At 64.4% G+C, this 24,293-nt stretch carries 19 protein-coding genes; 12 read left to right on the top strand and 7 right to left on the bottom strand.

The window, feature by feature from the left end; genetic code table 11:
• Positions 1-133: 133 nt before the first annotated feature.
• The 7 genes from ACODRX_RS24520 (at position 134) to ACODRX_RS24490 (ending at position 8,296) form a co-directional block, all read left to right on the top strand.
• Complete coding sequence (locus ACODRX_RS24520) at positions 134-1,129, top strand: tripartite tricarboxylate transporter substrate binding protein (RefSeq protein ID WP_488874161.1); 996 nt, start codon at positions 134-136, stop codon at positions 1,127-1,129.
• A gap of 151 nt (positions 1,130-1,280) precedes the next feature.
• On the top strand, positions 1,281-2,186 hold the full coding sequence (locus tag ACODRX_RS24515; protein ID WP_488874165.1) for an SDR family NAD(P)-dependent oxidoreductase: 906 nt from the start codon (positions 1,281-1,283) through the stop codon (positions 2,184-2,186).
• A gap of 3 nt (positions 2,187-2,189) precedes the next feature.
• Entirely contained in the window at positions 2,190-3,083 is an 894-nt protein-coding gene (locus tag ACODRX_RS24510; RefSeq protein WP_488874160.1) for a MaoC/PaaZ C-terminal domain-containing protein, read from the top strand.
• Positions 3,080-4,369 (top strand): acetyl-CoA hydrolase/transferase family protein, encoded by a 1,290-nt coding sequence (locus ACODRX_RS24505; protein ID WP_488874159.1) that lies wholly within the window; start codon positions 3,080-3,082, stop codon positions 4,367-4,369. The genes ACODRX_RS24510 and ACODRX_RS24505 overlap by 4 nt, the downstream gene beginning before the upstream one ends.
• Before the next feature lie 202 nt (positions 4,370-4,571).
• A complete protein-coding gene (locus ACODRX_RS24500) occupies positions 4,572-5,780 on the top strand; it encodes an acetyl-CoA C-acetyltransferase (RefSeq protein ID WP_488874158.1) in 1,209 nt (402 codons plus the stop codon).
• A 24-nt stretch (positions 5,781-5,804) separates the two neighbouring features.
• Positions 5,805-6,785, top strand: coding sequence for a Bug family tripartite tricarboxylate transporter substrate binding protein (locus tag ACODRX_RS24495; protein ID WP_488874157.1), 981 nt, complete (start codon positions 5,805-5,807; stop codon positions 6,783-6,785).
• A 5-nt stretch (positions 6,786-6,790) separates the two neighbouring features.
• Positions 6,791-8,296: a class I adenylate-forming enzyme family protein gene (locus ACODRX_RS24490; RefSeq protein ID WP_488874156.1), complete on the top strand. Its 1,506-nt coding sequence runs from the start codon at positions 6,791-6,793 to the stop codon at positions 8,294-8,296.
• Positions 8,297-8,369: 73 nt separating this feature from the next.
• Here ACODRX_RS24490 and ACODRX_RS24485 read toward each other — a convergent pair whose 3' ends face one another.
• Both ACODRX_RS24485 and ACODRX_RS24480 read right to left on the bottom strand, forming a co-directional pair.
• Positions 8,370-11,180: an IPTL-CTERM sorting domain-containing protein gene (locus tag ACODRX_RS24485; RefSeq protein ID WP_488874155.1), complete on the bottom strand. Its 2,811-nt coding sequence runs from the start codon at positions 11,178-11,180 to the stop codon at positions 8,370-8,372.
• 529 nt (positions 11,181-11,709) lie between these two features.
• Positions 11,710-11,934: a nucleotidyl transferase AbiEii/AbiGii toxin family protein gene (locus ACODRX_RS24480; protein WP_488874154.1), complete on the bottom strand. Its 225-nt coding sequence runs from the start codon at positions 11,932-11,934 to the stop codon at positions 11,710-11,712.
• Positions 11,935-12,157: 223 nt separating this feature from the next.
• Here ACODRX_RS24480 and ACODRX_RS24475 point away from each other — a divergent pair, with 223 nt between their 5' ends.
• Genes ACODRX_RS24475 through ACODRX_RS24465 form a run of 3 tightly spaced genes read left to right on the top strand, consistent with a single transcriptional unit; the run spans position 12,158 to position 14,914 of the window.
• Positions 12,158-12,844 carry a 2OG-Fe(II) oxygenase gene (locus tag ACODRX_RS24475; protein WP_488874153.1) on the top strand — a complete coding sequence of 229 codons (687 nt, stop codon included), beginning with the start codon at positions 12,158-12,160 and terminating at the stop codon, positions 12,842-12,844.
• Positions 12,845-12,849: 5 nt separating this feature from the next.
• Positions 12,850-13,668, top strand: a complete 819-nt coding sequence (locus tag ACODRX_RS24470) for an ABC transporter permease (protein WP_488874152.1) — start codon at positions 12,850-12,852, stop codon at positions 13,666-13,668.
• Positions 13,658-14,914, top strand: a complete 1,257-nt coding sequence (locus tag ACODRX_RS24465; protein WP_488874151.1) for an ABC transporter ATP-binding protein — start codon at positions 13,658-13,660, stop codon at positions 14,912-14,914. The genes ACODRX_RS24470 and ACODRX_RS24465 overlap by 11 nt, the downstream gene beginning before the upstream one ends.
• 10 nt (positions 14,915-14,924) lie before the next feature.
• Here the strand turns inward: ACODRX_RS24465 and ACODRX_RS24460 are convergent, their stop codons facing one another.
• From ACODRX_RS24460 to ACODRX_RS24445, 4 genes are all read right to left on the bottom strand, one after another.
• Complete coding sequence (locus ACODRX_RS24460) at positions 14,925-15,848, bottom strand: class I SAM-dependent methyltransferase (RefSeq protein WP_488874150.1); 924 nt, start codon at positions 15,846-15,848, stop codon at positions 14,925-14,927.
• Positions 15,845-19,327, bottom strand: coding sequence for a glycosyltransferase (locus ACODRX_RS24455; RefSeq protein WP_488874149.1), 3,483 nt, complete (start codon positions 19,325-19,327; stop codon positions 15,845-15,847). The genes ACODRX_RS24460 and ACODRX_RS24455 overlap by 4 nt, the downstream gene beginning before the upstream one ends.
• A 26-nt stretch (positions 19,328-19,353) precedes the next feature.
• On the bottom strand, positions 19,354-20,676 hold the full coding sequence (locus ACODRX_RS24450; protein WP_488874148.1) for a glycosyltransferase: 1,323 nt from the start codon (positions 20,674-20,676) through the stop codon (positions 19,354-19,356).
• Between the two features lie 310 nt (positions 20,677-20,986).
• Positions 20,987-22,369 carry an aminotransferase-like domain-containing protein gene (locus ACODRX_RS24445; protein WP_488874164.1) on the bottom strand — a complete coding sequence of 461 codons (1,383 nt, stop codon included), beginning with the start codon at positions 22,367-22,369 and terminating at the stop codon, positions 20,987-20,989.
• Positions 22,370-22,513: 144 nt separating this feature from the next.
• On the opposite strand from ACODRX_RS24445, the gene ACODRX_RS24440 reads away from it, so the two are divergent.
• Positions 22,514-22,747 (top strand): BPTI domain-containing protein, encoded by a 234-nt coding sequence (locus ACODRX_RS24440; protein WP_488874163.1) that lies wholly within the window; start codon positions 22,514-22,516, stop codon positions 22,745-22,747.
• Between the two features lie 45 nt (positions 22,748-22,792).
• On the opposite strand, the gene ACODRX_RS24435 is transcribed toward ACODRX_RS24440, so the two are convergent.
• Positions 22,793-23,614, bottom strand: a complete 822-nt coding sequence (locus ACODRX_RS24435; protein ID WP_488874147.1) for a prolipoprotein diacylglyceryl transferase family protein — start codon at positions 23,612-23,614, stop codon at positions 22,793-22,795.
• Positions 23,615-24,126: 512 nt separating this feature from the next.
• Between ACODRX_RS24435 and ACODRX_RS24430 the strand changes: the two genes are divergently transcribed.
• The coding region (locus tag ACODRX_RS24430) for an AAA family ATPase (RefSeq protein ID WP_488874162.1) at positions 24,127-24,293 on the top strand (167 nt) is incomplete at its 3' end.

The following is a 24,293-nucleotide window of genomic DNA, read 5'->3' as shown; positions in this document are numbered from 1 at the left end:
CCCGGTGCCCGCCGTCGGCGAGCACACGCGCTCCATCCTGGCCGAACTCGGGCTGCCGGATGAGGTCCGCCAGGAGCTGGGCGCATGAACCGTGCGCCCGCCTGATCATTGAATTACATAGAAGGAGACAGTGATGACCATCAAGCTCAGGAAACTCTGGCGCACGGCGGCAGCCGCGGCGGCGCTCTCGGCCACAATTGCCATGCCCGCCCTGGCCGCCTATCCGGAGCGGCCGATCGTATTGATCGTCCCCCAGGCCGCCGGCGGCACCAACGACATCGTGGGCCGGGTGGTAGGCCAGAAGCTGGCCGAGAAGCTCGGCGGCAGCGCGGTGGTGGAGAATCGCCCCGGCGCGGGCGGCAACATCGGCACCCAGGCCGTGGCCAAGGCGCCCAAGGATGGCTATACCCTGCTCATGACCATCAGCAGCAGCCAAGCAATCAACCCGGCGCTGTACAAGGCCCCTGGCTTCGATCCGGTGGCTGATTTTCAGCCGGTCGCGCTAATCGGAAGCGTGCCCAACGTGCTGCTGGCCCACCCCGCCTTTCCCGCCAAGACCGTGCCCGAGCTGCTGGCCATGGCCAAGGCCAAGCCGGGCCAGCTGCAATATGCATCGGCGGGCAACGGCACGCTCAACCACCTTTTGGGAGAGATGCTGAACCAGATGGCCGGTATCGAGCTGCAGCATGTGCCGTACAAAGGCGTGGCGCCGGCCCTGAACGACGTGCTGGGCGGGCAATTACCGCTGCTGTTCGGCAGCCTGCCCTCGACGCTGGCGCATATCCAGGCGGGCCGGCTGCGCGCGCTTGCCGTGAGCAGCGCCGAGCGCTCGCCGGTGCTGCCCGACGTGCCCAGCCTGGCCGAGTTCGTGCCTGGCTACAACGGCACGCTCTGGATCGGGCTGTTCGCGCCCGCGGGCGTGCCCAAGGGCGTGCTCGACCGCCTGAACGCCGCCATGCGCCAGGCCATGGCCGACAAGGACATGCGCGCCAAGCTCGAAGCCCAGGGCGTGGAGCTGGCCGGCACACCTGACAAACCCGTAACGCCAGAAGCATTCGCCGCACTGCTCAAGCAGGACATCGCCAAGTGGGCGCGTATCGTGAAAACCTCCGGGGCCACCATCAACTAGGGCGCCCCGCGCCTTCCAGGGGCGCCGGCCCCAGCACGCTTCCATGTTCCCAAACACCATCCTTGCCAATCGCTAATTGGCAAGCGCAGCCGCTGGCGGCATCCTTGCGGAATTCCCTGATACACACTCCCAAGGACATTCCATGAGCAAGATGCTTGAAGGCAAAGTAGTTGTAGTGACCGGCGCAGGCGGCGGCATCGGCCGTGACCTGGCCCTGGCCTGTGCGGCGCAGGGCGCCAAGGTCGTGGTCAACGACATCGGCACCTCCACTACCGGCGAAGGCACCGATGCCGGCCCCGCCCAGAAGGTGGTCGACGAGATCAAGGCCGCCGGTGGCCAGGCCGCGGCCAACACCGACAGCGTCTCGGACGCCGCCAGCGCCGAGCGTATCGTCAACACCGCGGTCGACACCTTCGGCCGCATCGACGGCGTGATCAACAACGCCGGCATCCTGCGCGACCGGTTCTTCCACAAGATGAGCCTGGACGAGTGGGACGCGGTGATCAAGGTCCACCTCTACGGCAGCTACTACATGAGCCGCGCCGCCGCCAACCACTTCAAGGAACAGAACAGCGGCGCCCTGGTGCACATGACCTCCACCTCGGGCCTGATCGGCAACCTGGGCCAGGCCAACTACAGCGCCGCCAAGCTGGCGCTGACCGCGCTGTCCAAGAGCATCGCGCTCGACATGGCCAAGTTCAACGTGCGCTCCAACTGCATCGCCCCCTTCGCCTGGAGCCGCATGATCGGCTCCATCCCCACCGACACGCCCGAGCAGCAGGCGCGCGTGGCCAAGATCCAGCAGATGACGCCCAACAAGATCGCCCCGCTGGCCGTGTACCTGCTGTCCGAACAGGCGAGTGACGTGAACGCCCAGGTGTTCACCGTGCGCAACAACGAGATCTTCCTGATGAGCCAGCCGCGCCCCGTGCGCTCGGTGCACCGCGGCGAAGGCTGGACGCCCGAGGCCGTGGCCGAGCACGCCATGCCCGCGCTCAAGCGCTCGTTCGTGCCGCTGGAGCGCTCGGGCGACGTCTTCTCCTGGGATCCGATCTGAGCCATGGCGATTGACTACCAGCACCTGAAGCAGCGCGCCTTCGCACCGGTGCGCCAGCACTACAGCGAGCGCGACACCATGCTCTACGCGCTCAGCCTGGGCCTGGGCAATGATCCGCTCGACGCCGCGGCGCTGCCCTTCGTCTACGAAGGCACGAGCGGCGGCCTGCGCACCCTGCCCACGCAGGCCGTGGTGCTGGGCTTTCCCGGCTTCTGGGCCAAGGAGCCCGATACCGGCATCGACTGGGTCAAGCTGCTGCACGGCGAGCAGCGCATGCGCATCCACCGCCCGCTGCCGGCGAGCTGCGACATCGTCGGCCTGAACCGCGTCGAGCGCATCACCGACAAGGGCGCCGGCAAGGGCGCCATCATGGTGAACGAGCGCCGGGTCGAAACCGCCGGCGGCGAGCTGCTGGCCACGCTGCAGCAGGTGGTCTTCCTGCGCGGCGACGGCGGCTACAGCCAGCTGAACGGCGGCCAGCCCAGCGACGAACCACTGCCCGCGCTGCAGCCCACGCCGCAAGAGCGGGCGCCCGACTTTATCGATACCCAGGCGATCCGCCCCGAGGCCGCGCTGCTGTACCGCCAGATGGGCGACACCAACCCGCTGCACGCCGACCCCGCGGTGGCCAAGGCGGCCGGTTTCGAGCAACCCATCCTGCATGGCCTGGCCACCTACGGCCTGGCGGCCTATGCCGCGCTGCGCCAATGCGCCGGCAGCGACCCGGCGCGGCTCAAGGCCTTCGATGTGCGCTTCACCTCGCCGGTGTTCCCCGGCGAGACGCTGGAGACGCAGATCTGGCGCGTGCCAGGCCAGCCCCACCAGCTGCAGCTGTGCGCCCGCGTGGTCGAGCGCGACAAGCTGGTGCTGAGCCATGGCTTCGTAGAACTGGCATGACCGATCTGCCTCGCCAACTGCCGGCACGACTACAAGCGCTCGTGCGCCCTGGCGACACCTTCTGGTGGGGCCAGGCCACGGCCGAGCCGCTCACGCTCACCCGCGCGCTGACCGAGCACCGCCATGCGCTGGCGCAAGGCGGGCGGCTGCGCGCCTTCGTCGGCATTGGCGCCTCGGACACCCTCAAGCCCGAACACGCCGATGTGATCGACTTCTTCGGCTACGCCGCCGGCGGCCCGCACCGCAAGCTGGCCCAGGCCGGCGTGCTGGACATCGTGCCCAGCCACTACTCGCACCTGCCCGGGCTGATCCGCTCGGGCGTGCTGCCCGCCGACGTGGTGCTGCTGCAGGTCTCGCCGCCCGACGAGCAGGGCCGCCACAGCCTCTCGACCGTGCACGAATACCTGCCCGCCGCGCTGGAGCGCGCGCGCATCGTGATCGGCGAGGTCAACCCCGACGTGCCCTGGACGCACGGCAGCGTCTACCTGCGCGCCAGCGACTTCGCGCTGCTGGTGGATGCCGAGCACCCGCCGCTGTCGCAGGCGCGCTCCGCGCCCGGCCCGGCAGAGCAAGCCATTGCCAGCCACATCGCCGCGATGGTGGAAGACGGCGCCACGCTGCAGGTCGGCGTCGGCAACCTGCCCGAGGCCGTGCTGGCCGCGCTGCGCAAGCACCGCGACCTGGGCCTGCACAGCGGCGCCGTGGGCGATGGCATTGCGCAGCTGGCCGAGGCCGGCGCGCTGACCAATGCCCGCAAGAGCATGGACGCCGGCGTGGGCATCGGCGGCGTGCTGATGGGCAGCGAACAGGTACGCCGCTGGGCGCACCGCAACCCCGGCTTCGCGCTGCGCGGCACCGACTACACCCACAACCCCGACGTGCTCGCGGCCAGCCACAAGCTGGTCGCCCTCAACTCCGCCATCGAGGTGGACCTCACCGGCCAGGTGAACGCCGAGGTGGCCGGCGGCACCTACATGGGCGCGGTGGGCGGCGCGGTCGACTTCCTGCGCGGCGCCGCGCGCAGCAAGGGCGGGCTGCCCATCGTTGCATTGCCAGCCACCGCCAAGGGCGCAACCCGCATCGTCGCCCAGCTCTCGGGCCCGGTGAGCACGCCGCGCTCCGACGCCGGCCTGATCGTCACCGAGCATGGCGTGGCCGACCTGCGCGGCCAGACGCTGTCGCAGCGCGTGCGCCGCATGATCGCCATCGCCGCCCCCGAACACCGGGCCGAACTCGAACGCCAGGCCCACACCCTGCTGCGCCAGCAAGGCGCAGCTTTCCAATGAAACACCCCCTGAGCCGCTTCGCGCCTTCCCCCTCTCCACTCGCTTCGCGAGGGAGGGGGGCATGCGGGCAACCGACGACACCCTCGGTGCGGGGCGGCCCTTCCTCGGTGTCCCTGAACTGGACCATGTCAGTTGCAGTGGATATGGGTGCCGCATAGCGCCCAGGATAAACCCGCTTTTAAATTCACAAGGAAACAACACCATGCGCCGAGCCGCCATCGTCACCCCTCTTCGCACGCCCGTCGGCACCTACGGCGGCAGCCTGCGCCCCGTGCCGGTTGAAGAACTGGCCGCCACCACGGTGCGCGCCGTGGTCGAGAAAAGCGGCATCGACCCCGCCCGCATCGACGACGTGGTGTTCGCCCAGTCGTACGCCAGCAGCGAAACGCCCTGCGTCGGCCGCTGGGCCGCGCTGCAGGCCGGCCTGCCGGTCGAAGTGCCCGGCATGCAGCTCGACCGCCGCTGCGGCGGCGGCCTGCAGGCCATCGCCACCGCCGCGATGATGGTGCAAAGCGGCGCGGCCGACGTGGTGATCGCCGGCGGCGTCGAGAGCATGAGCAACATCGAGTACTACACCACCGACCTGCGCTGGGGCAAGCGCGCCGGCAACGTGACGATGTTCGACCGCCTCGACCGCGGCCGCGAGCGCTCGCAGCCGGCGAGCCGCTTCGGCGTCATCTCGGGCATGATCGAAACCGCCGAGAACCTGGCGCGCGACTACGGCATCAGCCGTGAAGAAGCCGACGCCTTCGCGCTGCGCAGCCACCAGCGCGCCGCCGCCGCCTGGGCCTCTGGCAAGTTCGATGCCGAGACCGTGCCGGTCTCGGTGCCCCAGAAGAAAGGCGAACCCAAGCTCTTCACCCGCGACGAGGGCTTTCGCGAAGACGCCTCGCTCGAAACCCTGGGCAAGCTGCGCGCGCTGATGAAGGGCGGCACCGTCACGGCCGGCAACGCCAGCCAGCAAAACGACGCCAGCGCCGCCTGCCTGATCGTGGCCGAAGACAAGCTGGCCGAGCTGGGCCTCACGCCCATGGGCGCGCTGGTGGGCTGGGCCGCGGCCGGCTGCGAGCCCTCGCACATGGGCATCGGCCCAGTGCCCGCCGTCAAGAAGCTGATGGCGCGCCTCAAGCTCAAGGTCGAGGACATGGACCTGGTGGAGCTCAACGAAGCCTTCGCCTGCCAGGCGCTGGCCGTTCTCAAGGGCTGGGGCTGGAGCGACCGCGACGCGATCGAGCACAAGCTCAACGTCAACGGCTCGGGCATCTCGCTGGGCCACCCCATCGGCGCCACCGGCGTGCGCATCCTGGCCACGCTGCTGCACGAGCTGGAGCGCCGCAAGGGCCGCTACGGCCTGGAGACCATGTGCATCGGCGGCGGCCAGGGCATTGCCGCAGTCTTTGAACGCTATTGATAGACCAACACAGGAGACCCATCCATGCGCAACCTCTCTCGCCGCATCCTTTGCCGCAGCGGCCTGGCCGCCGCCGTGCTGTTCGCCTGTGGCCTGGCCCAGGCCCAGGGCTCCGCGCCCATCCGCCTGCTGGTGGGCTACTCTGCCGGCGGCCCGGTGGACCAGGCCGCGCGCCTGTTCTCCATCGCGCTGGGCAAGGAGCTGAACCAGTCCGTGATCGTGGACAACAAGCCCGGCGCCAACGCCACGCTGGCCGGCAACGAAGTCAGCCGCGCCAAGCCCGACGGCCTGACGCTGTGGTTCGCCGCCAGTCCCACCATCACCATCACCCCCAACGTGATGCGCAAGATGCAGTTCGATCCGGCCAAGGACCTGACGCCGATCGCCCCCATCCTGAGCTACTACAACGTGCTGGTGGTCAACAACGACGAGCCCTACAAGACCACGCAGGAGCTGGTCAACTACGCCAAGGCGCACCCCGGCAAGCTGGCCTACGGCTCGGCCGGCGTGGGCGGCTCCAACCACCTGGGCGCGCTGCTGTTCGCCAAGCGCGCCGGCATCGAGATGAACCACGTGCCCTACAAGGGCAACGCCCCCGCGATGACCGACGTGATCGGCGGCCAGATCAACATGATGCTGGACATCGTCAGCACCGCCAGCACCTACATTCACGGTGGCAAGGTGCGCCCCATCGCCGTCACCTCGCCCAAGCGCAACCCCTCGCTGCCCAACGTGCCCACCTTCGCCGAATCGGGCATCGAAGGCCTCAAGGGCTTTGACGTGGGCGGCTGGTACGGCGTGTACGGCCCCAAGGGCATGGCGCCCGAGCTGGTGGCCAAGCTGAACAAGTCGGTCAACGCCGCGCTGGCCCAGCCCGAGCTGAAGAAAAAGCTGGTCGACCTGGGCTACGACGAGTGGACCGGCGCACCCCAGGTGCTGGCCGAGCGCGCCGCCAAGGAGCGCAGCATGTGGTCGACCGTCACCCAAGGTATCGAGGTCGATTGATACCCATGGCCGAACGCATTCACGAACTGCTGGACCGCTGGCTGGCCGAGGCGCCCGATCGCCCCTTCATCCACCTGCCCGGCCGCACGCTGAGCTATGCCGACCTGGGCCGGCTGGTGGATGCGCTGGAGCAGGAGCTGCGCGCCGACGGCGTACGCCCCGGCGACCGCGTGATGGTGGTGGCCGAGAACTGCCCCGAGCACGCGGCGCTGCTGCTGGCCGCAAGCCGCGTGGGCGCCTGGTCCTGCGGCGTCAACGCGCGCATGGCGCCCGGCGAGGTCAAGGCCTTCGCCGACAAGGCCGACGCGCGCATCATCTACTTCACCAACACGGTGTCGAGCGCCGCCGCCCAGCATGCCGAGCGCTATGCGGCGCGGCCCTCGTGCGTGGGCGGCCTGCTGCGCAGCCCGGTATTCGCCGATGCCCGCACCGAGCCCGAGCCGAACGCAGTGCCCGTGGCGGCCATCATCTTCACCTCGGGCACCACCGGCGCGCCCAAGGGCGTGATGATGAGCCACCGCGGCGTGCTGCACTTCGCCCGCGTCTCGGCCGAATCGCGCCGCCTCGGCCCGGCCGACAAATCCTATGCCTTCGCGCCGATGACCCACATCTTCGGCCTGGGCACGGTGCTGCTCGCATCGCTGCATGCCGGCGCGGCGCTGGAGATGCGCAGCCAGTTCGAACCCGCCGATGCGCTGGCTGCGCTGGCGCACCAGGGTATCACCCAGCTGCAGGGCCCGCCCACGCTGTTCGCCCGCCTGCTGCAGTATTGCGAGCAACACGGCATCGCCCAGCCTGCCGCGCCCACGCTGCGCTACCTGTACACCGGTGCCGGACCGCTCGACCTGGTGCTCAAGCACAAGGTGGAAAAGCTCTTCGGCCAGACCCTGCACCATGGCTACGCCATGTCGGAATACGCCGGCTCGCTGCACCTCACCCGCCTGGGCGAGGGCCGCAGCGACACCAGTGCGGGCTACGTGATCGAAGGCGCCGAGCTCAAGATCGCCGACCCCAGCAGCGGCGCCACGCAGCCCACCGGCGAGCGCGGCGAGATCTGGGTGCGCGGCACCGGGCTGATGCCCGGCTACTTCCGCGACCTTGAGGCCACACAAGCGGCACTGCGCGAGGGCGGCTGGTACGCTACCGGCGACCTGGGCGAGCTGCATGCCGACGGCGCGCTCTTCGTCGTGGGCCGGCTCAAGGAAATGATCATCCGCTCGGGCTTCAACGTCTACCCCAGCGAGGTCGAGCATGCGCTGGGCAGCTTTCCCGGCATCCAGCGCTGCGCGGTGGTGGGCCAGAAAGAAGCCGACGGCAACGAGGCCGTGATCGCCTTCGTGGTGCACGCGCCCGGCGCCGCCATCGACGAAGCCGCCCTCAAGGCCCACCTGCGCGAGCACCTGGCGCCCTACAAGCGCCCGGCGCGCATCATCGCCATCGATGAGCTGCCGGTCAACGCCAACGGCAAGGTCATGAAGCGCGAGCTGCAGCAGCGGCTGGAAGCGGAATAAGAAGGCGGGCATGGCTGCCGGCATCCCCCTCTCCCCTTGGGAGAGGGCCCGGGGGCGTACCAGCATAGCGCCTTCACGCCCGCCTGCGTCGCAGCCCTGCCCATCCCACACCACCAGCCAACAGGCCCAGCAGCGCCAGGCTCCAGACGCCCAGTGCGGGCACCGGCACCGCCGGCTTGGAGCTGGGGCCCGGGCCCGCAACCTGCGCCAGCACGATATCCACCGCCACATCGGCCGCGACCTCCCATTGCGCATTACCCGCCTGGCTCGCCACCACCGTGCAGGTTCCAGCACTGACCATGGTCACCGTGCTGCCCGCCACCGTGCACACGGCCGGCGTGCTGCTGGCATAGCCCACCGCCAGGCCCGAGCTGGCAGTGGCGGGAGGGTCGATGGCAAAGCTGGCGCCGGCCGCGAAGTCTCGACCCGCCTGCGGCGGAAAGCTGATGCTCTGCGGCGCCGGCAGCGCCTTGAGCACAATGTCCACCGCCACATCGGCCGCGGCCGCCCATTGCGCATTGCCCGCCTGGCTGGCCACTACCGAGCAGGTGCCGGCGCTCACCATGGTCACCATGCCGCCCGCCACCGTGCACACGGCCGGCGCGCTGCTGGCATAACTCACCGCCAGGCCCGAGCTGGCCGTGGCCGGCGGGTCGATGGCAAAGCTGGCGCCGGCCACGAAGTCTTTCTCGGCCTGCGCAGGGAAGGTGATTTTCTGGGGCGAGATGGCCTTGAGATCGCCAGACAGGCGCGATATGAAACCATCACCGGCACCTGCCAAACCAGGCTGCACGCCCCCCGCCGAGCGGGGCAAGTCCGTAGAGCTGGTATGACCCACCAGCAGCACATCACCAGCGACGGCATCGATGGCCAGGCCATAGATTCTGTCTCCGCTCGGCCCCCCCAGATACGTGCTCTGGCGCAGCACCTTCAAGTCGCCCGACAGGCGCGACACAATGCCATCTTCGCCAGCTGCCTTCGCGGACTGCGCCCCGCCCGCCACGCCAGGAAAATCGGCAGAGCCTGTATAGCCCGCCACCAGCACATCGCCCGTGCCGTCATCCAGCGCAAGGCCGGTGAAGCTCTCGTAGTCCGCGCCCCCCAGGTAAGTACTCTGGCGCAGCGTCTTCAAGTCGCCCGACAGGCGCGACACGAAACCATCCGAACCGTCTCCCTTCACAGGCTGCGCACCACCCGCCATGCCGGGGAAATCGCTGGACACGGTATAGCCCACCGCCAGCACATCGCCAGTGCCGCTGTCCAGAACTATCTTGTCGATAGACTCGTGGTTCGAGCCCCCCAGATACGTGCTTTGGCGCAGCGTCTTCAAATCGCCCGACAGGCGCGACACATACCCATCCGTATAGTCCTTCCAGCCAGGCTGCGCCCCGCCCGTGGTGCCGGGAAAGTCCGCAGAATAGGTATGGCCCGCCACCCACACGTCGCCCGTGGCGGGGTCCGAAACCATATGGCGGAGATAGTCCTCGTCCACTCCGCCCAGATAGGTGCTTTGGCGCAACGTCTTCAAATCGCCCGACAGGCGCGACACAAAGCCTTCGCTGCCACCCGCCCTCCCAGGCTGCGCACCGCCAGCCGTGCCGGGAAAGTCGGAGGAATAGGTCTCCCCAGCCACCAGCACGTCTCCGGTGCGGGCATCCAGTGCCAGGCCGCTGGGCACGTCATTGCGGTCTCCCCCCATAAAGGTGCTTTGGTGCAGCGTCTTCAGATCGCCCGACAGGCGCGCCACAAAGCCATCTCCGCCAGCGGCCTTCGCAGACTGCGCACCACCCGCCACGCCGGGAAAATCGGCGGAGCCTGTATAGCCCGCCAACAGCACATCGCCTGTGCCGGCAGCCAGCGCCAGGGTGGTGATGTTGTCGGCGCCATCACCCCCCAGATACGTACTCTGGCGCAACGTCTTCAGGTCGCCCGACAAGCGCGACACAAAGCCGTCGATATTGCTGCCGGCAACCGCTTGCGCGCCACCTGCCGTGCCGGGAAAGTTGCCGGAATCGGTCCAGCCCGCCACCAGCACATCCCCCGTGGCCGGGTCGATGGCCATGGCGTTGATGTAGTCCTCGCCGCCACCCCCCAAATACGTGCTTTGCAGCAACGGATCGATCACCAGCGCCCGCGTGCGGTCATACATGCCCAGCTCGAAACCATAGCCGTCGCCCGCCGCGTTCAGCGCGTACTTGACCGGCACTTCGATGCGCTGGCCGCCGGCCTCCTGGTAGGCTACCGGCGCGGTGTAGGCCACCTCGCCATGGCCGGTCTGGGCAATCAGCTCACCCCTGGCCCCCACACGCAGCGATTGCGCGCCGGCCAGCTTGACCTGGATGCGCTGTGCATCCGCATGTGGCGCCACATGGAAGAGCTTTTCCACATTGGCGCCGCCCTTGGCGCTGGCAGCCAGCTCCACCTCGATGCCCGGCCAGGCCTGGCCAAGACAGATGTTGTGGTAGGTGTCGGCCTGGTAGCTCTGCGTGCCGGCAAAGCGCTGGATCTGCGCCTGCGCCAGCTCGCCGCCATAGGGCTTGAGCACCCTGGCGCCTACCAGGGTTTCCGACAGGCTCCAGCCGCGCTGGCGCGCGCCCGCATCACCCCCGGCCCTGGGCGCGGGCAGGCTGTAGATGATCTGCCCATGGCGGGTGACGTACACCGGCCCCGCAAAGCTGCGGCCCACAAAGGCCACACGCTCGTCGAACTGGCCGCTATTGGCCTCGAAGGGCACGGCCAGGCCCTGCAGCGCCTGCCGCACCTGTGCGGTATCCGGCCCCGCCGCATGGGTGCCGGGCAAGGCCATGGCAACTGCGGCCAGCAGGCTTGTGGCCCGTGCGCGCCACAAGGGCAGGCGCACCATCGGCACGATTGGAAAGGTCATGGGCTCCCTCGATCCTGGGCAACGAAAAGCCGTGCAACAGCCCCGCCCAGTCTCAGGAGCCGTATCCAGCGCAGCGGGGATGACGAAGGTGGCGCGGGCGGGCGGCGGCATCGCACGATGCACTCAGCCGCCGCCGCTGTAGTCGCGGCAACCGGCATGCCATGCCGGTTGAATGGGAAAGATGCCGGTGATGCGGTATTTGCCAGCGCACCTGTTTCATAGGCGTATCAGAGCACTCCCCTTTGCGAGACCAAGTCCCGCCCCCTCTTCTTCCAAACCCCGAAACTCTTTTTTTACGGTGTTCGCGAGCGCCTGCAGCAGGCTGCAGCGCCCGTGAACAACCGGGTGCAAGTGTATACATCAATTATTCAAGTCGCGATCTCGATAGCCATAAGCGATTTGATAATTTGTAACTTTTGTTTAATTGATAAATATCTTTTTGATTGAACTCCACTGCTGCGCCAAGCTGCGAAAGCGAGGCGGAAAGCGGGGTAAAAATGGGGGCGAAAGGCGCCGCCGAGACCGCCCACTACCCTGCCGCTTCGGGCGCTTCGGGCGATTCATATGCCGGCATGCCCGGCCGGCCCAGGTCGTCACGGAACACCGTGATGTCAATGTCCTCGGAGAAGAGCGGCACCAGGCCGAACGCCTTGGGCAGCGAGGTGCCGCCCTTGAACAACAACCGGCGCCCTCCAGCGGAGAGGCCGTTGAACAACACATCGAGCGTCCAGCGGGCCCAGACGTCCTTTTCCATGTTCTGCAGCGCCTCGCCCGACGGGCGAACGAGCTATCGGCGGAAGTTTCTGCATCGCCAACGGATCGAAACCTGGCAACTCGCGCAGCAACTCACGCATCCATGCCGGCAGCACTGCGAAGCCGTTGAGACGCTCCCCCTCTATCAGGAGCAGCACCTTGAGTGATAATTCGCGCGAAGTTCGCACAAGTTCGCACAGGCGGCTCTTTCGCCACTCAGCACAATGCTCAATTTCTCTCAAATCTTGAACGGCCGATTGAATACGAGCCCTTTCCGCTGGACGGAAATATCCGGCCTGTACACGCCGCAAGACGGCACTTTGCTTGCACAAACCTACCCCACCGATCACTTCCGAACCATAGAAGCCTATGGCGGAGAAAAAGACTATCGCTACGATGCCCGGGCCTTGGTTCCCATGGGGGAGAAGACTATTTCTCGTCCTGAGTACCTGAGCCCGGCCTGGCGCCAGTTTGCACAGGACTTGATCTCCGCCGACTATCGCCAGGCGATGTCGGTGCTCACGGGCATGGACTTGTCGGACTTTCCCATGGAAGCAAACCTGTACCACTATGGCTCTGGCGCGCTCCTGGGGCCTCATCGTGATCTGCCGGAAAAGAAGATCACGCATGTCTTTTATTTCAATGAACATTGGCGCCCGGCCGATGGCGGGTGCCTCGCCATATTGAACTCATCAGACGCGGCAGACGTCGCTGCCCTGGTCAATCCCATTGTCGGAAACTCGGTGGCGTTCATCCGCTCTGAAGCGTCTTGGCATGAGGTGACCAAGGTCTCCCCGCGCGTGCGTGAGTCACGCCGCAGCGTGACGGTGACGTTTTACCAGCCAGGGGCCGTCAGTTCCATGTGGCCGCCAGGCTCTGAGCTGGAGCTGCACGACTACGTGGCGGCTTGAGCTCCATGGCCAAGCAGGCATTTGGCGATGCCGCCAAGCTATTGGTGCCGTGGCGGCACAGGCAATTGATCGGGGCCCTGGTTCAGCGTGAAATAGGGTCGCGGTACAGGAATTCGGTGATGGGCTGGGTTTGGTCGGTGCTGACACCTTTGTTCACGCTGGCGGTCTACACCATCGTCTTCAAGAAAATATTCTCGGTCAAGTGGACGGGTGGCAGCGGCACATCCGGCGAGTTCGCCATTCTGATCTTCATCGGCATGACGGTGTTCGGGATGTTTTCAGAGTGCGTGACCCGCGCGCCGCTACTCATTACGGCCAACGTCAACTACGTCAAGAAAATAATTTTCCCACTCGAAATCCTGCCCTGGGTCAGCCTGGGGGTCGCTGGATTTCACGCCCTGGTCAGCTTGGCGGTCTTGCTGGTGTTCTACACCCTGGCCATCGGGATGCCTCATTGGACGGTGGTTCTGTACCCCGCCGCACTGGTGCCGCTGCTACTCGTGATCATGGGTCTTTCCTGGATTTTCAGTGCCATTGGTGTGTATTTCAGGGATGTTGGACACATCATCGGCGCGCTGCTCTTGCCGTTGATGTTCATGACGCCGATTTTTTACCCCTTGAGCACGCTGCCCCCTGAGTTGCGAGATTTGATTGGACTCAATCCGCTGGCCTCGGTCATTGAGAATGCGCGGCTGGTACTTTACTGGGGGAAAGTGCCGGAATTCATGCCCTGGCTGGCACTGAGCTTGGCGTCCGGATGCTTTGCCTTCCTGGGGCTTTGCTTTTTCCAGAAAAGCCGCGAGGGGTTCGCCGATGTCCTCTGACTTTTCCATAGAGGTCAAGGGCCTGAGCAAATGCTACCGGGTGTTCGACACCCCGCAAGACCGATTCATGCAGATGCTGCCCTTCATGGGGCGGCAGCGATTCCGCGAGTTCTGGGCGCTGAAGGATGTCTCTTTTCGCGTCGCCAAAGGCGACGCCGTCGGCATCATCGGCCGCAATGGAAGTGGAAAATCGACGCTGCTGCAGCTGATATGCGGCACGCTCACTGCCAGCTGCGGAGAGGTGGTGACGCGGGGCAAGGTGGCGGCCCTGCTCGAATTGGGCTCCGGCTTCAACCCGGAATTCACCGGCCGTGAAAACGTCTATCTCAATGGTGCCTTGCTCGGCATGAGCAAGGAAGACATGGACGCCCGTTTCGATGAGATCGCCAGTTTTGCCAACATCGGGGATTTCATCGATCAACCCACCAAGACCTACTCCAGCGGCATGCTGGTTCGGCTGGCGTTCTCGGTGTCGGTATGCGTGGACCCGGACATACTGATCATCGACGAAGCGCTGGCGGTGGGCGATGCCTCGTTTCAATTCAAATGCCTGGGGCGGCTGGAGGCCCTGGCGCAAAAGGGTACGACACTGCTCTTCGTGTCTCACGACATGAGCATGGTCAAGAGATTTTGCAATCAAGCCCTCTATCTCGGCGAAGGCAAGCTGAAGGCGGCGGGCACACCCGAAGCAATGGCGGAGATGTACTTGCTCGACATGCGAGACGAGCAGCGCCAATGGGCCAGTGGCGGGGCCATCCCGGTCGCGTTGAAAAAGAGCGTGAATGAAGCCCGTATCGCCTTCGGCACCACGGAAGGCGAAATCATCTCCGCACATTTCAGCAACACGGGCAGCCACTACTCGTCATTCGCATTTGGTGAAACGATTGAAGTCGAGATCCATTGCCGCTTGCATGCGTCGATCCGCCTGCCGAACATCAGCCTGACCGTTCAAGAGGCCAGGCTTCTGGTGGTGGGCGGGAAGAACTTCCAGCTTCCCCCCGGGGAGGTCGACAACGAGTGGTTTTCAAGCAGGCTGACTTTCCGCTTTCCGGCCAATCTGGCGCCGGGGCGCTACCACATCACGATCAAACTGATGAACGGGCACAGCGAGGAAACCTCACTGCTCATCGACAAGCAGGTCGGCCTGTTGAGCTTCGACACGGTGGCCGCCCGCGACCATGCGTTTCTCGGCATCGTCGACCTGGGGATTGAGCTGGCCCCCTCGCCGCCGTCATCCCCACATTGAGCCAGCCGCCTCAGGCGGCCCTCATGGCGCCCACCGCGAAGTCAGACTCAAGAAATCGATTGTCGATCAGCGTGTCTTCCATCTGAAAAAGCATTTCAAGCAGTGCCATGGAGCGGGGGTCGCTTTCCACAAAATTCCCCGCGATGCCATGCAGGGCAAACTGAAGGATGTTGCCGCCGCAGGGATTGAAGGCGCACTCCATGAAATTCTCATTCAATACCCGCCGTATGTCCTGCGAGCGAATGGCCTCCGATGGGTCGACCTTGACCACCTCGGCGGGGTCCGGCAGCGGCACGGCGTGCTGCACCTTACCGAAATGCTCCACCTGAAACGACCGCCGATATTCCGCTGGCAGCAACAGAAATGCGCTGGAGATCACCTCGCGCTGGCGTTCGCTGAAGGCGAAGTGATTGGCGCCCACATACTCATTGAAGAATACCCAGCCACCAGGTTTCAGCGCCGTGCGAACGGCTTGGCAGACCAGTTCCAGCTCCTTGATATGGTGCAAGGAGCCATTGAACCAAACCGCGTCGTAGATGCCATGCCCCAGCGGCGTCTTCTGCACGTCCTGGAGCGAGTAGTGAATATTGTGCGCCCCGATGGCCTGCGCCTGCGCGCGGGCGATTTCAATGGCGCCCGGCGCAATGTCCATGGCGTCGCACTGGGCGAACGCGTTCTGCAGAAACAGGTCACGCTCCAGCCCGCCACTGCCACAACCAATGCTCAGCATCCTCGCCGCAGATGGCGGGCGGTCAAAGAATTCCTTCATCAAGTAGGAGCCCCACCATGCATGGCCCGTGCCCGCACAGGCCTTGCGCTGAAAGCGGCGCTGCACAGCGGGAACGGCAAGCCAGTACATCTGTGGAGAAAACGCGTCCGAGCTCGCCACATTCTTGGACCAGTGCGCTGCGGTGATGTCTTCGTCGGAATTCATGCGGGCCTCTTTTCAACTCGCTGGTGGGTGTGTGGCGTCCAGGCGCCCCACTTGCTCTCGAAATAGGCTTGATTGCGATCCCAGATCGCCTGATATTCGCCCGAATCCATCAGTTTCTTGAACGACGCCTGGCCATAGTGGTGCACAAAGGAGTCTTCGGCGCAGACCGTTCGGTAGCCTGCCGCTTGCAGGCGGCGGCAGTAGTCGTCATCTTCGAACATACCGATGCCAAAGGCTTCATCGAGCGCGCCTATCTCGTTGAATACCTCCCGCCGCATGGCGACGCAAAACATCGCCAGGACGGAAATGTCGAAGTGCCGCCCAGCGTTTTCCATGGTGCGCCGGGCCGCGAACTCGTGCATCTGCTCCAGGTCGACGTAGTCCACCTCGATCTTGGCTTCATTGCCAATGGAGTTGGTAGTCGGCCCGACCAGCCCGATGGCCTTGTCCCGCAAATGGCGCAGCAGGGCCTCCAACCAATCGTTGGTGACCACCGTGTCGTTGTTGAGAAGCACGATGTAGTCCCCTTGCGCCTGAGCGACACCTTGGTTGTTGGCCGCGGCGAACCCCCGGTTGGTGTCGTTGAAGATCAGTTTCAGATTCCGGATACGACGCTGCAGGGCGCGCAGCATATCGCGAGCGCCATCCTGGGAGGCGTTGTCCACCACGATCACCTCGTAGTTGGGGTAGGTCGTGCGGGCCACGATGCTTTCAATGCATTGGCGCGTGAGGTCGGCGTTGTTGTAGCTGATGACGACGATGGAGCACTTGGGGTACAACGCTTTCAGCGCCTGGTCGGTGGCGAGGTAGCGGTGGTGCCAGTCGTTTTCCTTGGCCAACTGGATGCGGCGGCTCCTCAAGTCCGGATCGCTTTCCGCCAACGCGGTTTCGATACTGGACAGGAAGTCCGCATACTCCGAAGCAAAGTAAACATAGTCCCCATAAATGGCCATCTCTTTGAGCGGCACGCTGACCACCGGTTTGCCCGCACTGATGTACTCGTAGAACTTGACCGGGTCTACCGCGTGGGTCACCTGGTTCAGTTTGAACGGGATCAGGCAGACATCGAACCCGTAGAGGTAGCGGGGCATGTCTTCGTAGGGCTTTCGTCCTACCAGATGCACGTTGGAGAGTTGATCCAGGCCGGCGAGATCTTTGACGAAACAGTCTCCCACCAGCACAAAATTCCAGTCTGGCCGCTGGCCCGCGACGTAGTGCAGCAGCGAAAAATCCACCCAGGGAGCCAACGCACCATAGAAGCCGATGACCGGCTTGGCCAAGTGCGCGAGAAGCGCGTTCTCCACGCAGTGGGACGAGAAGAAGTCAAACTCGACCCCGTTTCTGACCAAAAGACAGCTGGCGTTCTTGGCCTTCCATTTCTCTTCGAGCAAAGACGCGGTCACCGTCACCAGGTCGGCCTTGTGGACGAGGGTTTCCTCCTCTTCGAGAAGGGGGCGGCCGATATCCGGAAAATCTGCCCACTCATCCATGCAGTCGTACTGAAGGCGCCAGCTCCGCTTTTCTTGAAGCTCGACGGCCCATGTGGTCCAGTAAGACAGGTGGACCACCACCAGCGCCTCCCGGATTTTGGCGTCTAGCGCCAATCGCGCAAACGACTGGTGCGCCGCGAGCAGATTGTCGTGAGACATCTTTTGCGCATAGAAGTCTTCAGGCGCATGGAACTGAAGCCCAATTTCATACACATTGGGCGCGACCTGCTTCATGACATAGGGCTCGCCTGGCGCGGGGACGATGGAGCGCGCGATGTAGAACACCCGATGACCATGGGCCGCGAACTGGGACATCATGTGCTGCGGCCTTTGGTAGCGCGCGGACCATTCGATGTTGGCCAGGCAGACAATGTCCATCTTGCCGTTGGAGACTTCGGGAAACAGGCTTTGCTCAGGCGCTTGCCGCTGCTGAAAGGCATGGAGCTGGCTCGCCAACTGGTTCTTGAGCGACTCCGAGTGCAGCCGACTCTTGACGCGGCTGGGCAGCAGCCAGTTTCCCAGCCTGCGAGCCAGCGGCGAACGGTCCGCAATCAAGATAAGAGCATCCACCAGAAGGAAACGGAGGCTTCTTCGGCGTTGCTCAAGCGTCAGCCTGATGGCCTCGACTTCGCTCTTCAGCCACGCAATGCCCGCATCGCGCGACGCGATGATGTCCTGGCTGATTTTCAGCTCGTGTTCCAGCTGTTCGATGGCTTGCCGCAAGGCGGTCGCTTTTCCTGGCGACACACCGGCACCACCAGGTTTCGGCCCGAGCATGGGGCCAGGATTCGTCTCTTCTGCGGGGTATTCCAGAAGAGAGGGCAAGGACATCCAGGCGGCATTCATTGCCGCCGGCACGCCCGAGCGACCGGCCTGCATGGCCTCTACCACTTGGCTCCAGTGCTTCTCCAACTCGTTTTCAGCGTCGGCCAGCAGACTCGAAGGGCTTTTGCGGCCGATGCGATCGGCCAACCAACGCGGGTCGTCATCCACCAGCGCCGACAAGGGATGCACGGTGCTGAACCTGGAGAGCGCGCTGAATTTGCCTACGGAGAGATTGCTGGAAGTGAAGACCGGCACGCCCGCGCTCAGCGCGGTGATGGCGAGGTGATAGCTGTGGCCCGCCACCCCTTCGGATGCTGCGATCAACCCGGCAATCACCAGGGGCGACGGCCAGTCGGGCAAGCTGAAGGTGTCTGGCAGTTCGCTGTCGATGAAGGATTCATGGTCGTGCAACACCGGGCCAACGCGCAAAAGGAGAAAGCTCAGATCGGGCAACTGGCTGCGAAACCGTTTGATGTGATCCGTGAATTTTTTTAGATTCTCAGTCACCTGAATGACCACATAGGGCTTCTTCAATCCCAGCTGCTCTCGCAGGCGCCTGGCTTCGTCGGCCGCCGGGTGGTTGCGCATGTAGCGGCCCAAGGCAAACGCGGTGTCAGGCACCACCTTCACGCGGCCGTCGTCCACGAAGCTGTCCAGCGCTGCTTTGCTGGGCTCATCGCGCACGGCGACATAGGCGCTGCTCTGCAATGCCAGGGACAGCAGCGGGTGGCTCCAGGGCGGGATGTCATTGCAATGCATGCCCGGTGCGTTCCAGATGACCGGTATGCCGTGCTGGGCACCGATCAAGGCCGGGGTCAGCCAATAGCCCGTGGGGTGATGAATCCAGTCTTCCGTGGGGCCGTAGCCGGGCGCCACGAACTTGTCGAAGCGGATGATGAAGCCCCCGCCGATCAGGATCGCGTCAAGCCCGTTCGCCATGCGAGGCAGCTCCGTGAGCGAGACAACCTGGTATGGCCAATCGGGCAAAGACTTGGCGTTGTAGGAAAACGGGATCACTTCCACGGCATCCAGCCGCTTGGAAAGCTCTATCTCCGCGATGATGGGAAACAGCAGATCGCCATAGTTTTGAACATCGAAGGTGCCGAAGATCCCGACGCGCCAGGGCCTTTGGTCTTTGGACGAGTGGGGTTCGTTGCCGTTCATCTGTTGTGCTTGTTCGTCATTTGCATTCAGGCAAGGGCCTTGCCGGAGAGCGCCTTCACGGTCCGCTCGATCGTTTCCAGGTAGCGAGTCGCCCTGCGGCTCCATGAAAATTCAGCAATGGCTGCTTCGTTGCGCGAGAGTGCACTTTGCAGGCGCCCTTCCAACCACTGGGCATGGATGTTCCTGATGGCTTGCGCCAGTTGGCCTGCATCGTTGGGCACCGACCATCCTACCCCAAGGTTCGAGATGAAAAGGCCTGCCTCGTCCGTGGGGCTCATGGCGATGTGCAGTATGGGCACATTCGCGCCCAGGTATTCATAGACTTTTCCTGGCACCTGAAACGCCTGCCGGTTGCCCAGGCTGAGAAGCACGTCGCAATCCTGCTGAACCTCCAGGCAGGTGTGATGGTCTACCGCCCCGTGGAAAGTGGCGCACTCCAGCCCATCAAACAGTGGGTGGTACGCCGAGTGGTTGCCGTAGAAATCCAGCTGAAGGTTCAGATCCTTGAGCGACTTCAGGGCGATGGCGAGTTGCGCGGGCGAACGGAAATCCTCATAGAAATTTCCGGTGTAGACCATCTTCAGGGCAGCTGCACGCGGCGGCCCCGCACGCTTGTCCTTGTCCTCGCCCTTATGGCTTCGGCTCGGAAAACCTTGGGTGATGCATGCAAACTTTTCCTGCAGGCCCCGCAAGCCATGGCGGTTCATGAAAAGCTCGGCGGCCGCTTCCGTCGTCACGACGGCCGCGTCCACCCGCTTGAGCACCTTGGCCTCGAACGCCAGGTCGAAACGCTGGCGCCAACGCGGCGCATGCGGCGCCACCACGGGGTCGCCCAGGTCGGCAATCAGCGCCAACCCCGAGGCGCGCTTGGCCAGCAGCCCCAGCATCAGGCTCACCCCAGGCTCATGGGACGCGACCACGGCGCCATAAGCGTTGGTTCTGAGCAAGCTGGCCAGGCGGATGGAGGCGGTGATGGCCCATTCGCTTCTCAGGTCGGGAAAGATGACCTGGTCAAGAACACGCCGCCCCGACCGGTACATTTGCGACAAGGGGGTTGGCTTGTGTGCGGGATCGACGGGTGCCGCTTCTTCCTGGAGCCGGCCACCCTTCAGCCTGGACAAGCGCAAGTAAATGCTCTGCGATACGCCCACGTACGGGCCGGCCCAGGTCCGGTGAACCGTGATGCCGGCATGGAGTCCTTCGCTGAAAGGCGGCAGCGCAGGCATGTCCGGGCAAAGCACATGCACGTCAACGCCCAGCTTCGCGAATTCGTTCGCGAGATAAAACCAGCGCAGGGATTGCCCAGAAATGATGGGTGGAAACTCGTAGGCGATCAGAAGGATGCGCATGCTCACGGTTGACGGGCACCAGTTTCCAGAATTTCAGTCATGCTGCGCAGTTGTGGACTTGATGGCCTGAACAGCCCCGATTTAAGCCGGCGAACCTCGGGAGCTGAATCAGAGATGACTCAACAGTGGCAATGCGAATAATTCCAATAATTCTATCTGCTGCAAAGCCATCTTCGTCGGGGAAATGCGCCGCTAGCCAATATTGCAGGAACGTCCGCGCGTGGTTTCACGCGACAAAACACCGAGGAAGCAAACCATGTGCGGCCACATGAAGAGAACGCCAGGATAAAACACAGTATTTACCGAGCAGCTAAACCACCGCAGCGCTATACGACTCGGGCCGCCGCGCAAGCAGGTGCGACAGCCGTTGCAGGCCCGCCTGCAAGCGGCCTCTATCCTTGATGCTGCCCAAGGAGATGCGTATGGCATTCACCGCGCCGCTGCCCGTGGCGAATGCCTCGGCTGGCGTGACCGCGATGCCCTCGCTGTCGGCTGCCCGCGCAAACTGCGGGGGGCTCCAGTAGCCCGGCAATTCGAGCCACACATGCAGGCCGTCGCCCGCGCCGCTGTACCGCCCCGCCAGAATATCCCTGGCCATGCGGTGGCGCAGGCGCGCCTCGTTGCGTACGCCTGCCATCAATCCGCCTGCCGAGCCATCAAAGATCCACTGCGTGGCCAGCGCGGCCGTCAAAGGGGCGGGCATCAGCGCAAATGACCGCAGCGCGGCCAAAAAGCGTTCGCGCTCGTGCGAATCGCGCATGAGCACGAAGGCGACGCGCAAGCCGGGCGTCAGGCATTTCGACAGGGTTGAGATGTAGTACACCTGCTGCGGCGCGAACGTGGCAATGGGCGGCGGCGGGGCATCGGCCAAGAGCCAGTAGGGATCGTCCTCGACGATGCGCACATGGCAGCGCCTGGCGACGCTGGCGAGCTCCTTGCGCCGGCGTTCGGGGGTGGTGATGGCGGTCGGGTTCTGCAGTGTCGGATTGAGGTAGACCAGCCCAGGCTGGTGCTGGCGGCACGCCGCTTCAAGCCTTTCGGGCACCATTCCGTGCCGGTCCGCCTCCACCGCAACGATGCGCCGGCCGAACTGGGCCGCTGCGGCGCGCAAGCCGGGATAGCTCATGGGCTCTGCCAGGATCGCATCGCCCGGCTGCGTGAGCGCCAGAATCAAGGCGGCAATCGCCGCCTGCGCCCCCGGGCAGACCAGCACCTGGCGGGAGTCCAGCGGCCCCAACATCGGCTCAAGCCACTGGGCGCCGGCCTTGCGGTCGGAGTCGCTGCCGCCACCCAGGTGGTAGGTCATCAGCAATTCGGCATCTGCCCTCATCAACACCTGGGACAAGCCTTGTTGCAGCAGGTCGCCAAAGTCCACGCCAGCCGGCGGCGGCGGGGTGTTCATGCCCAGGTCGAGGATCGCGGTCCATTCGACCTTCGGCGCGGCGACATAGGTGCCGCGCGCGCCGCGCCCCTCCAGCAGGTGGCGGCGCCTGGCCTCGTCGTATGCGCGCGTGATGGTCGTCAGGTCAACACCGAGCAGTGCCGCGAGCCGGCGCTGCGGGGGTAGGCGGTCACCCGGCTTCAATGATCCGCCCGCCAGCGCCGCCTGCAAGGCATCCGCAATCTGCAAAAAACGTGGCCCGCCGTGCACCGCCAATCGCGGCAGCCAGGGGGGCAAACTGTCATCTTGCATGGTTTTCAACACGGGCGTTTGGCACCCATGTATGGAAATTGCTTTTCAGTAGTATGTCTCAGAACCTGCGACACCAGCGCGCTTGCCGCGCGCATCCGGGGTAGCGGACCTCACGCTGGACAGGAAATACTCAAAATGACTGACATGACCGATTGGATCCCCATAGTCTTCGTAATCTTCAAGGTTCTCGGGTTCGGCACCTGCATGTTCTTCGCCATCAAATGGCACTACGACCAAGGGAAGCAGGGGGCGGACAGGCGCGCGGTGCTGCGCGCGGGCGGCAAGGTGACGGCCGCCTTCATGCTCGCGCTGCTGGGCCTGGGGCTCTTTACCTTCGCGCTGGTCAGAACGCTTGGCCTGGACTTGAGCCTGCCCTGATAGCCAAGAACGGCTGGCCGATAGCCGCATAGCCGCTGGCGGCGCCTAGCGCACGGGCGCCGGCAGTATCTTCTGCATGAAATCGTTCAGGCTGGCCGCCGACAGCTCGCCCACGCGCATGCCCTGCAGCCGGCCCTGCGCGTCGTAGAACAAGGTGGTGGGCAGGGCCCGGCTGCCGGCGACCTCGCTCATCGCGTTGCGCGGATCGAGCAGCACCTGCGCCTCGGGCAGGCCAAAGCCGCGCGCGGCCTGCAAGGCCACCTCGGGCTTTTCCTGCTGGTTGATCCACAGAAACCGCGCCTGCGGGTAGCGCTGCTGCGCCTCGCGCAGCGCCGGCATCTCGCGCACGCAGGGCGTGCACCAGCTGGCCCACAGATTGATCACCACCGGCCGGCCCTTGAACTGGTCCAGCGCATGCGTTTGCGCATCGAGCGCCACCAGCGACAGCTGCGGCAGCGAACGCGCGCTGGCCGAGAAGTTATTCACCAGTCCCTGCCCACCCAGCCACACGGCGGCAAACAGCACTGCGGCCCCCGCCAGCGGCTGGAAGGCCGGCTTCTTGCGCAGCCACAGCCACCACAGGTACACCAGCGCCACCGCCAGCGCCGCCCACGGCTCCCAGCCGCCGTCGCGGATATTGAAGATGGACAGCGGCTGCGCCAGGTATTCATCGGCATAGCGCGCCACAAACCCCAGCCGCGCCGCCACCAGCGCCAGCACCGGCAGCAGCCAGGCGTGCGGTGCGATGGCTATATCCCGCTTGCGCGCCCAGCGCACCAGCACCAGATCGGCCAGCGCCCAGGCCACCAGCAGGATCAGCAAGCCCCAGGGCAAGGCGAAGGGGCCGATTTGGAGGCTAGCGGGCATGCATGTTCTTTCTTCTCAGACAAAGGAAAAAGGTGCAGCGGAAGGGGTCCGCGGCACCCTGGGTTCAGGGTCTGAGGGCGTGGGGTAGCGTTGGTTCCTGATGGGGTTGGGGATGCTGCTCTGGAAAGCCTTGCTAACCGATAGGCCAACTCAAAGGGACTGTAGGCATCGCTCTTTCTCACAGTCAGCAATGTACTTTCCAGAACAACTGTAGCCTGAAGCTTGCTCTTTGCGCGCCCAAATGTCACCCTCTCGCCAGCTATAGTTGATCCGGTGCAAGCTCTGCAGCAGAGCTTCACGAGATTTTATACTTGGTTTTGAACAGCGAAGTGATCGCAAAATAAGACTGCACGCCACTTGCAAGAGTGGGTCAGTTTTCTGGATATCATACATTGCCCATTTTGCCTCGCAGTTTCTGGAAAACTAAGCTAGTCGATGACAGCACGGGTGTCTAACAAGCACATAATTTAAACTACCGTACAACGAGTTTAAAAATCAACCGAGATTAAACAGTGACAAAAATCATCTCCCTCTATAACAACAAGGGCGGGGTTGCCAAAACAACCACAATCTTCAATCTAGCTGTATATCTGGCGAAGGTCAAATCCAAGAAGGTACTTCTAAGGAAGGTCTGCAAAACCCCGTTCGTCGAAGCTGACAGCTTGACCAGCGCGGCCTG

The sequence above is a fragment of the Comamonas sp. FG99 genome (genome assembly GCF_057808605.1).
The sequence above is the reverse complement of the archived record's forward strand: the minus strand, read 5'-3'. Positions and strand labels throughout refer to the sequence as shown.

Bases quoted from the DNA above. Each gene is read 5' to 3' on its own strand.
- ACODRX_RS24520 (WP_488874161.1), top strand. From the start codon at position 134: ATGACCATCAAGCTCAGGAAACTCTGGCGCACGGCGGCAGCCGCGGCG.
- ACODRX_RS24515 (WP_488874165.1), top strand. From the start codon at position 1,281: ATGCTTGAAGGCAAAGTAGTTGTAGTGACCGGCGCAGGCGGCGGCATC.
- ACODRX_RS24510 (WP_488874160.1), top strand. From the start codon at position 2,190: ATGGCGATTGACTACCAGCACCTGAAGCAGCGCGCCTTCGCACCGGTG.
- ACODRX_RS24505 (WP_488874159.1), top strand. From the start codon at position 3,080: ATGACCGATCTGCCTCGCCAACTGCCGGCACGACTACAAGCGCTCGTG.
- ACODRX_RS24500 (WP_488874158.1), top strand. From the start codon at position 4,572: ATGCGCCGAGCCGCCATCGTCACCCCTCTTCGCACGCCCGTCGGCACC.
- ACODRX_RS24495 (WP_488874157.1), top strand. From the start codon at position 5,805: ATGCGCAACCTCTCTCGCCGCATCCTTTGCCGCAGCGGCCTGGCCGCC.
- ACODRX_RS24490 (WP_488874156.1), top strand. From the start codon at position 6,791: ATGGCCGAACGCATTCACGAACTGCTGGACCGCTGGCTGGCCGAGGCG.
- ACODRX_RS24485 (WP_488874155.1), bottom strand. From the start codon at position 11,180: ATGACCTTTCCAATCGTGCCGATGGTGCGCCTGCCCTTGTGGCGCGCA.
- ACODRX_RS24480 (WP_488874154.1), bottom strand. From the start codon at position 11,934: ATGGAAAAGGACGTCTGGGCCCGCTGGACGCTCGATGTGTTGTTCAAC.
- ACODRX_RS24475 (WP_488874153.1), top strand. From the start codon at position 12,158: ATGCTCAATTTCTCTCAAATCTTGAACGGCCGATTGAATACGAGCCCT.
- ACODRX_RS24470 (WP_488874152.1), top strand. From the start codon at position 12,850: ATGGCCAAGCAGGCATTTGGCGATGCCGCCAAGCTATTGGTGCCGTGG.
- ACODRX_RS24465 (WP_488874151.1), top strand. From the start codon at position 13,658: ATGTCCTCTGACTTTTCCATAGAGGTCAAGGGCCTGAGCAAATGCTAC.
- ACODRX_RS24460 (WP_488874150.1), bottom strand. From the start codon at position 15,848: ATGAATTCCGACGAAGACATCACCGCAGCGCACTGGTCCAAGAATGTG.
- ACODRX_RS24455 (WP_488874149.1), bottom strand. From the start codon at position 19,327: ATGAACGGCAACGAACCCCACTCGTCCAAAGACCAAAGGCCCTGGCGC.
- ACODRX_RS24450 (WP_488874148.1), bottom strand. From the start codon at position 20,676: ATGCGCATCCTTCTGATCGCCTACGAGTTTCCACCCATCATTTCTGGG.
- ACODRX_RS24445 (WP_488874164.1), bottom strand. From the start codon at position 22,369: ATGCAAGATGACAGTTTGCCCCCCTGGCTGCCGCGATTGGCGGTGCAC.
- ACODRX_RS24440 (WP_488874163.1), top strand. From the start codon at position 22,514: ATGACCGATTGGATCCCCATAGTCTTCGTAATCTTCAAGGTTCTCGGG.
- ACODRX_RS24435 (WP_488874147.1), bottom strand. From the start codon at position 23,614: ATGCCCGCTAGCCTCCAAATCGGCCCCTTCGCCTTGCCCTGGGGCTTG.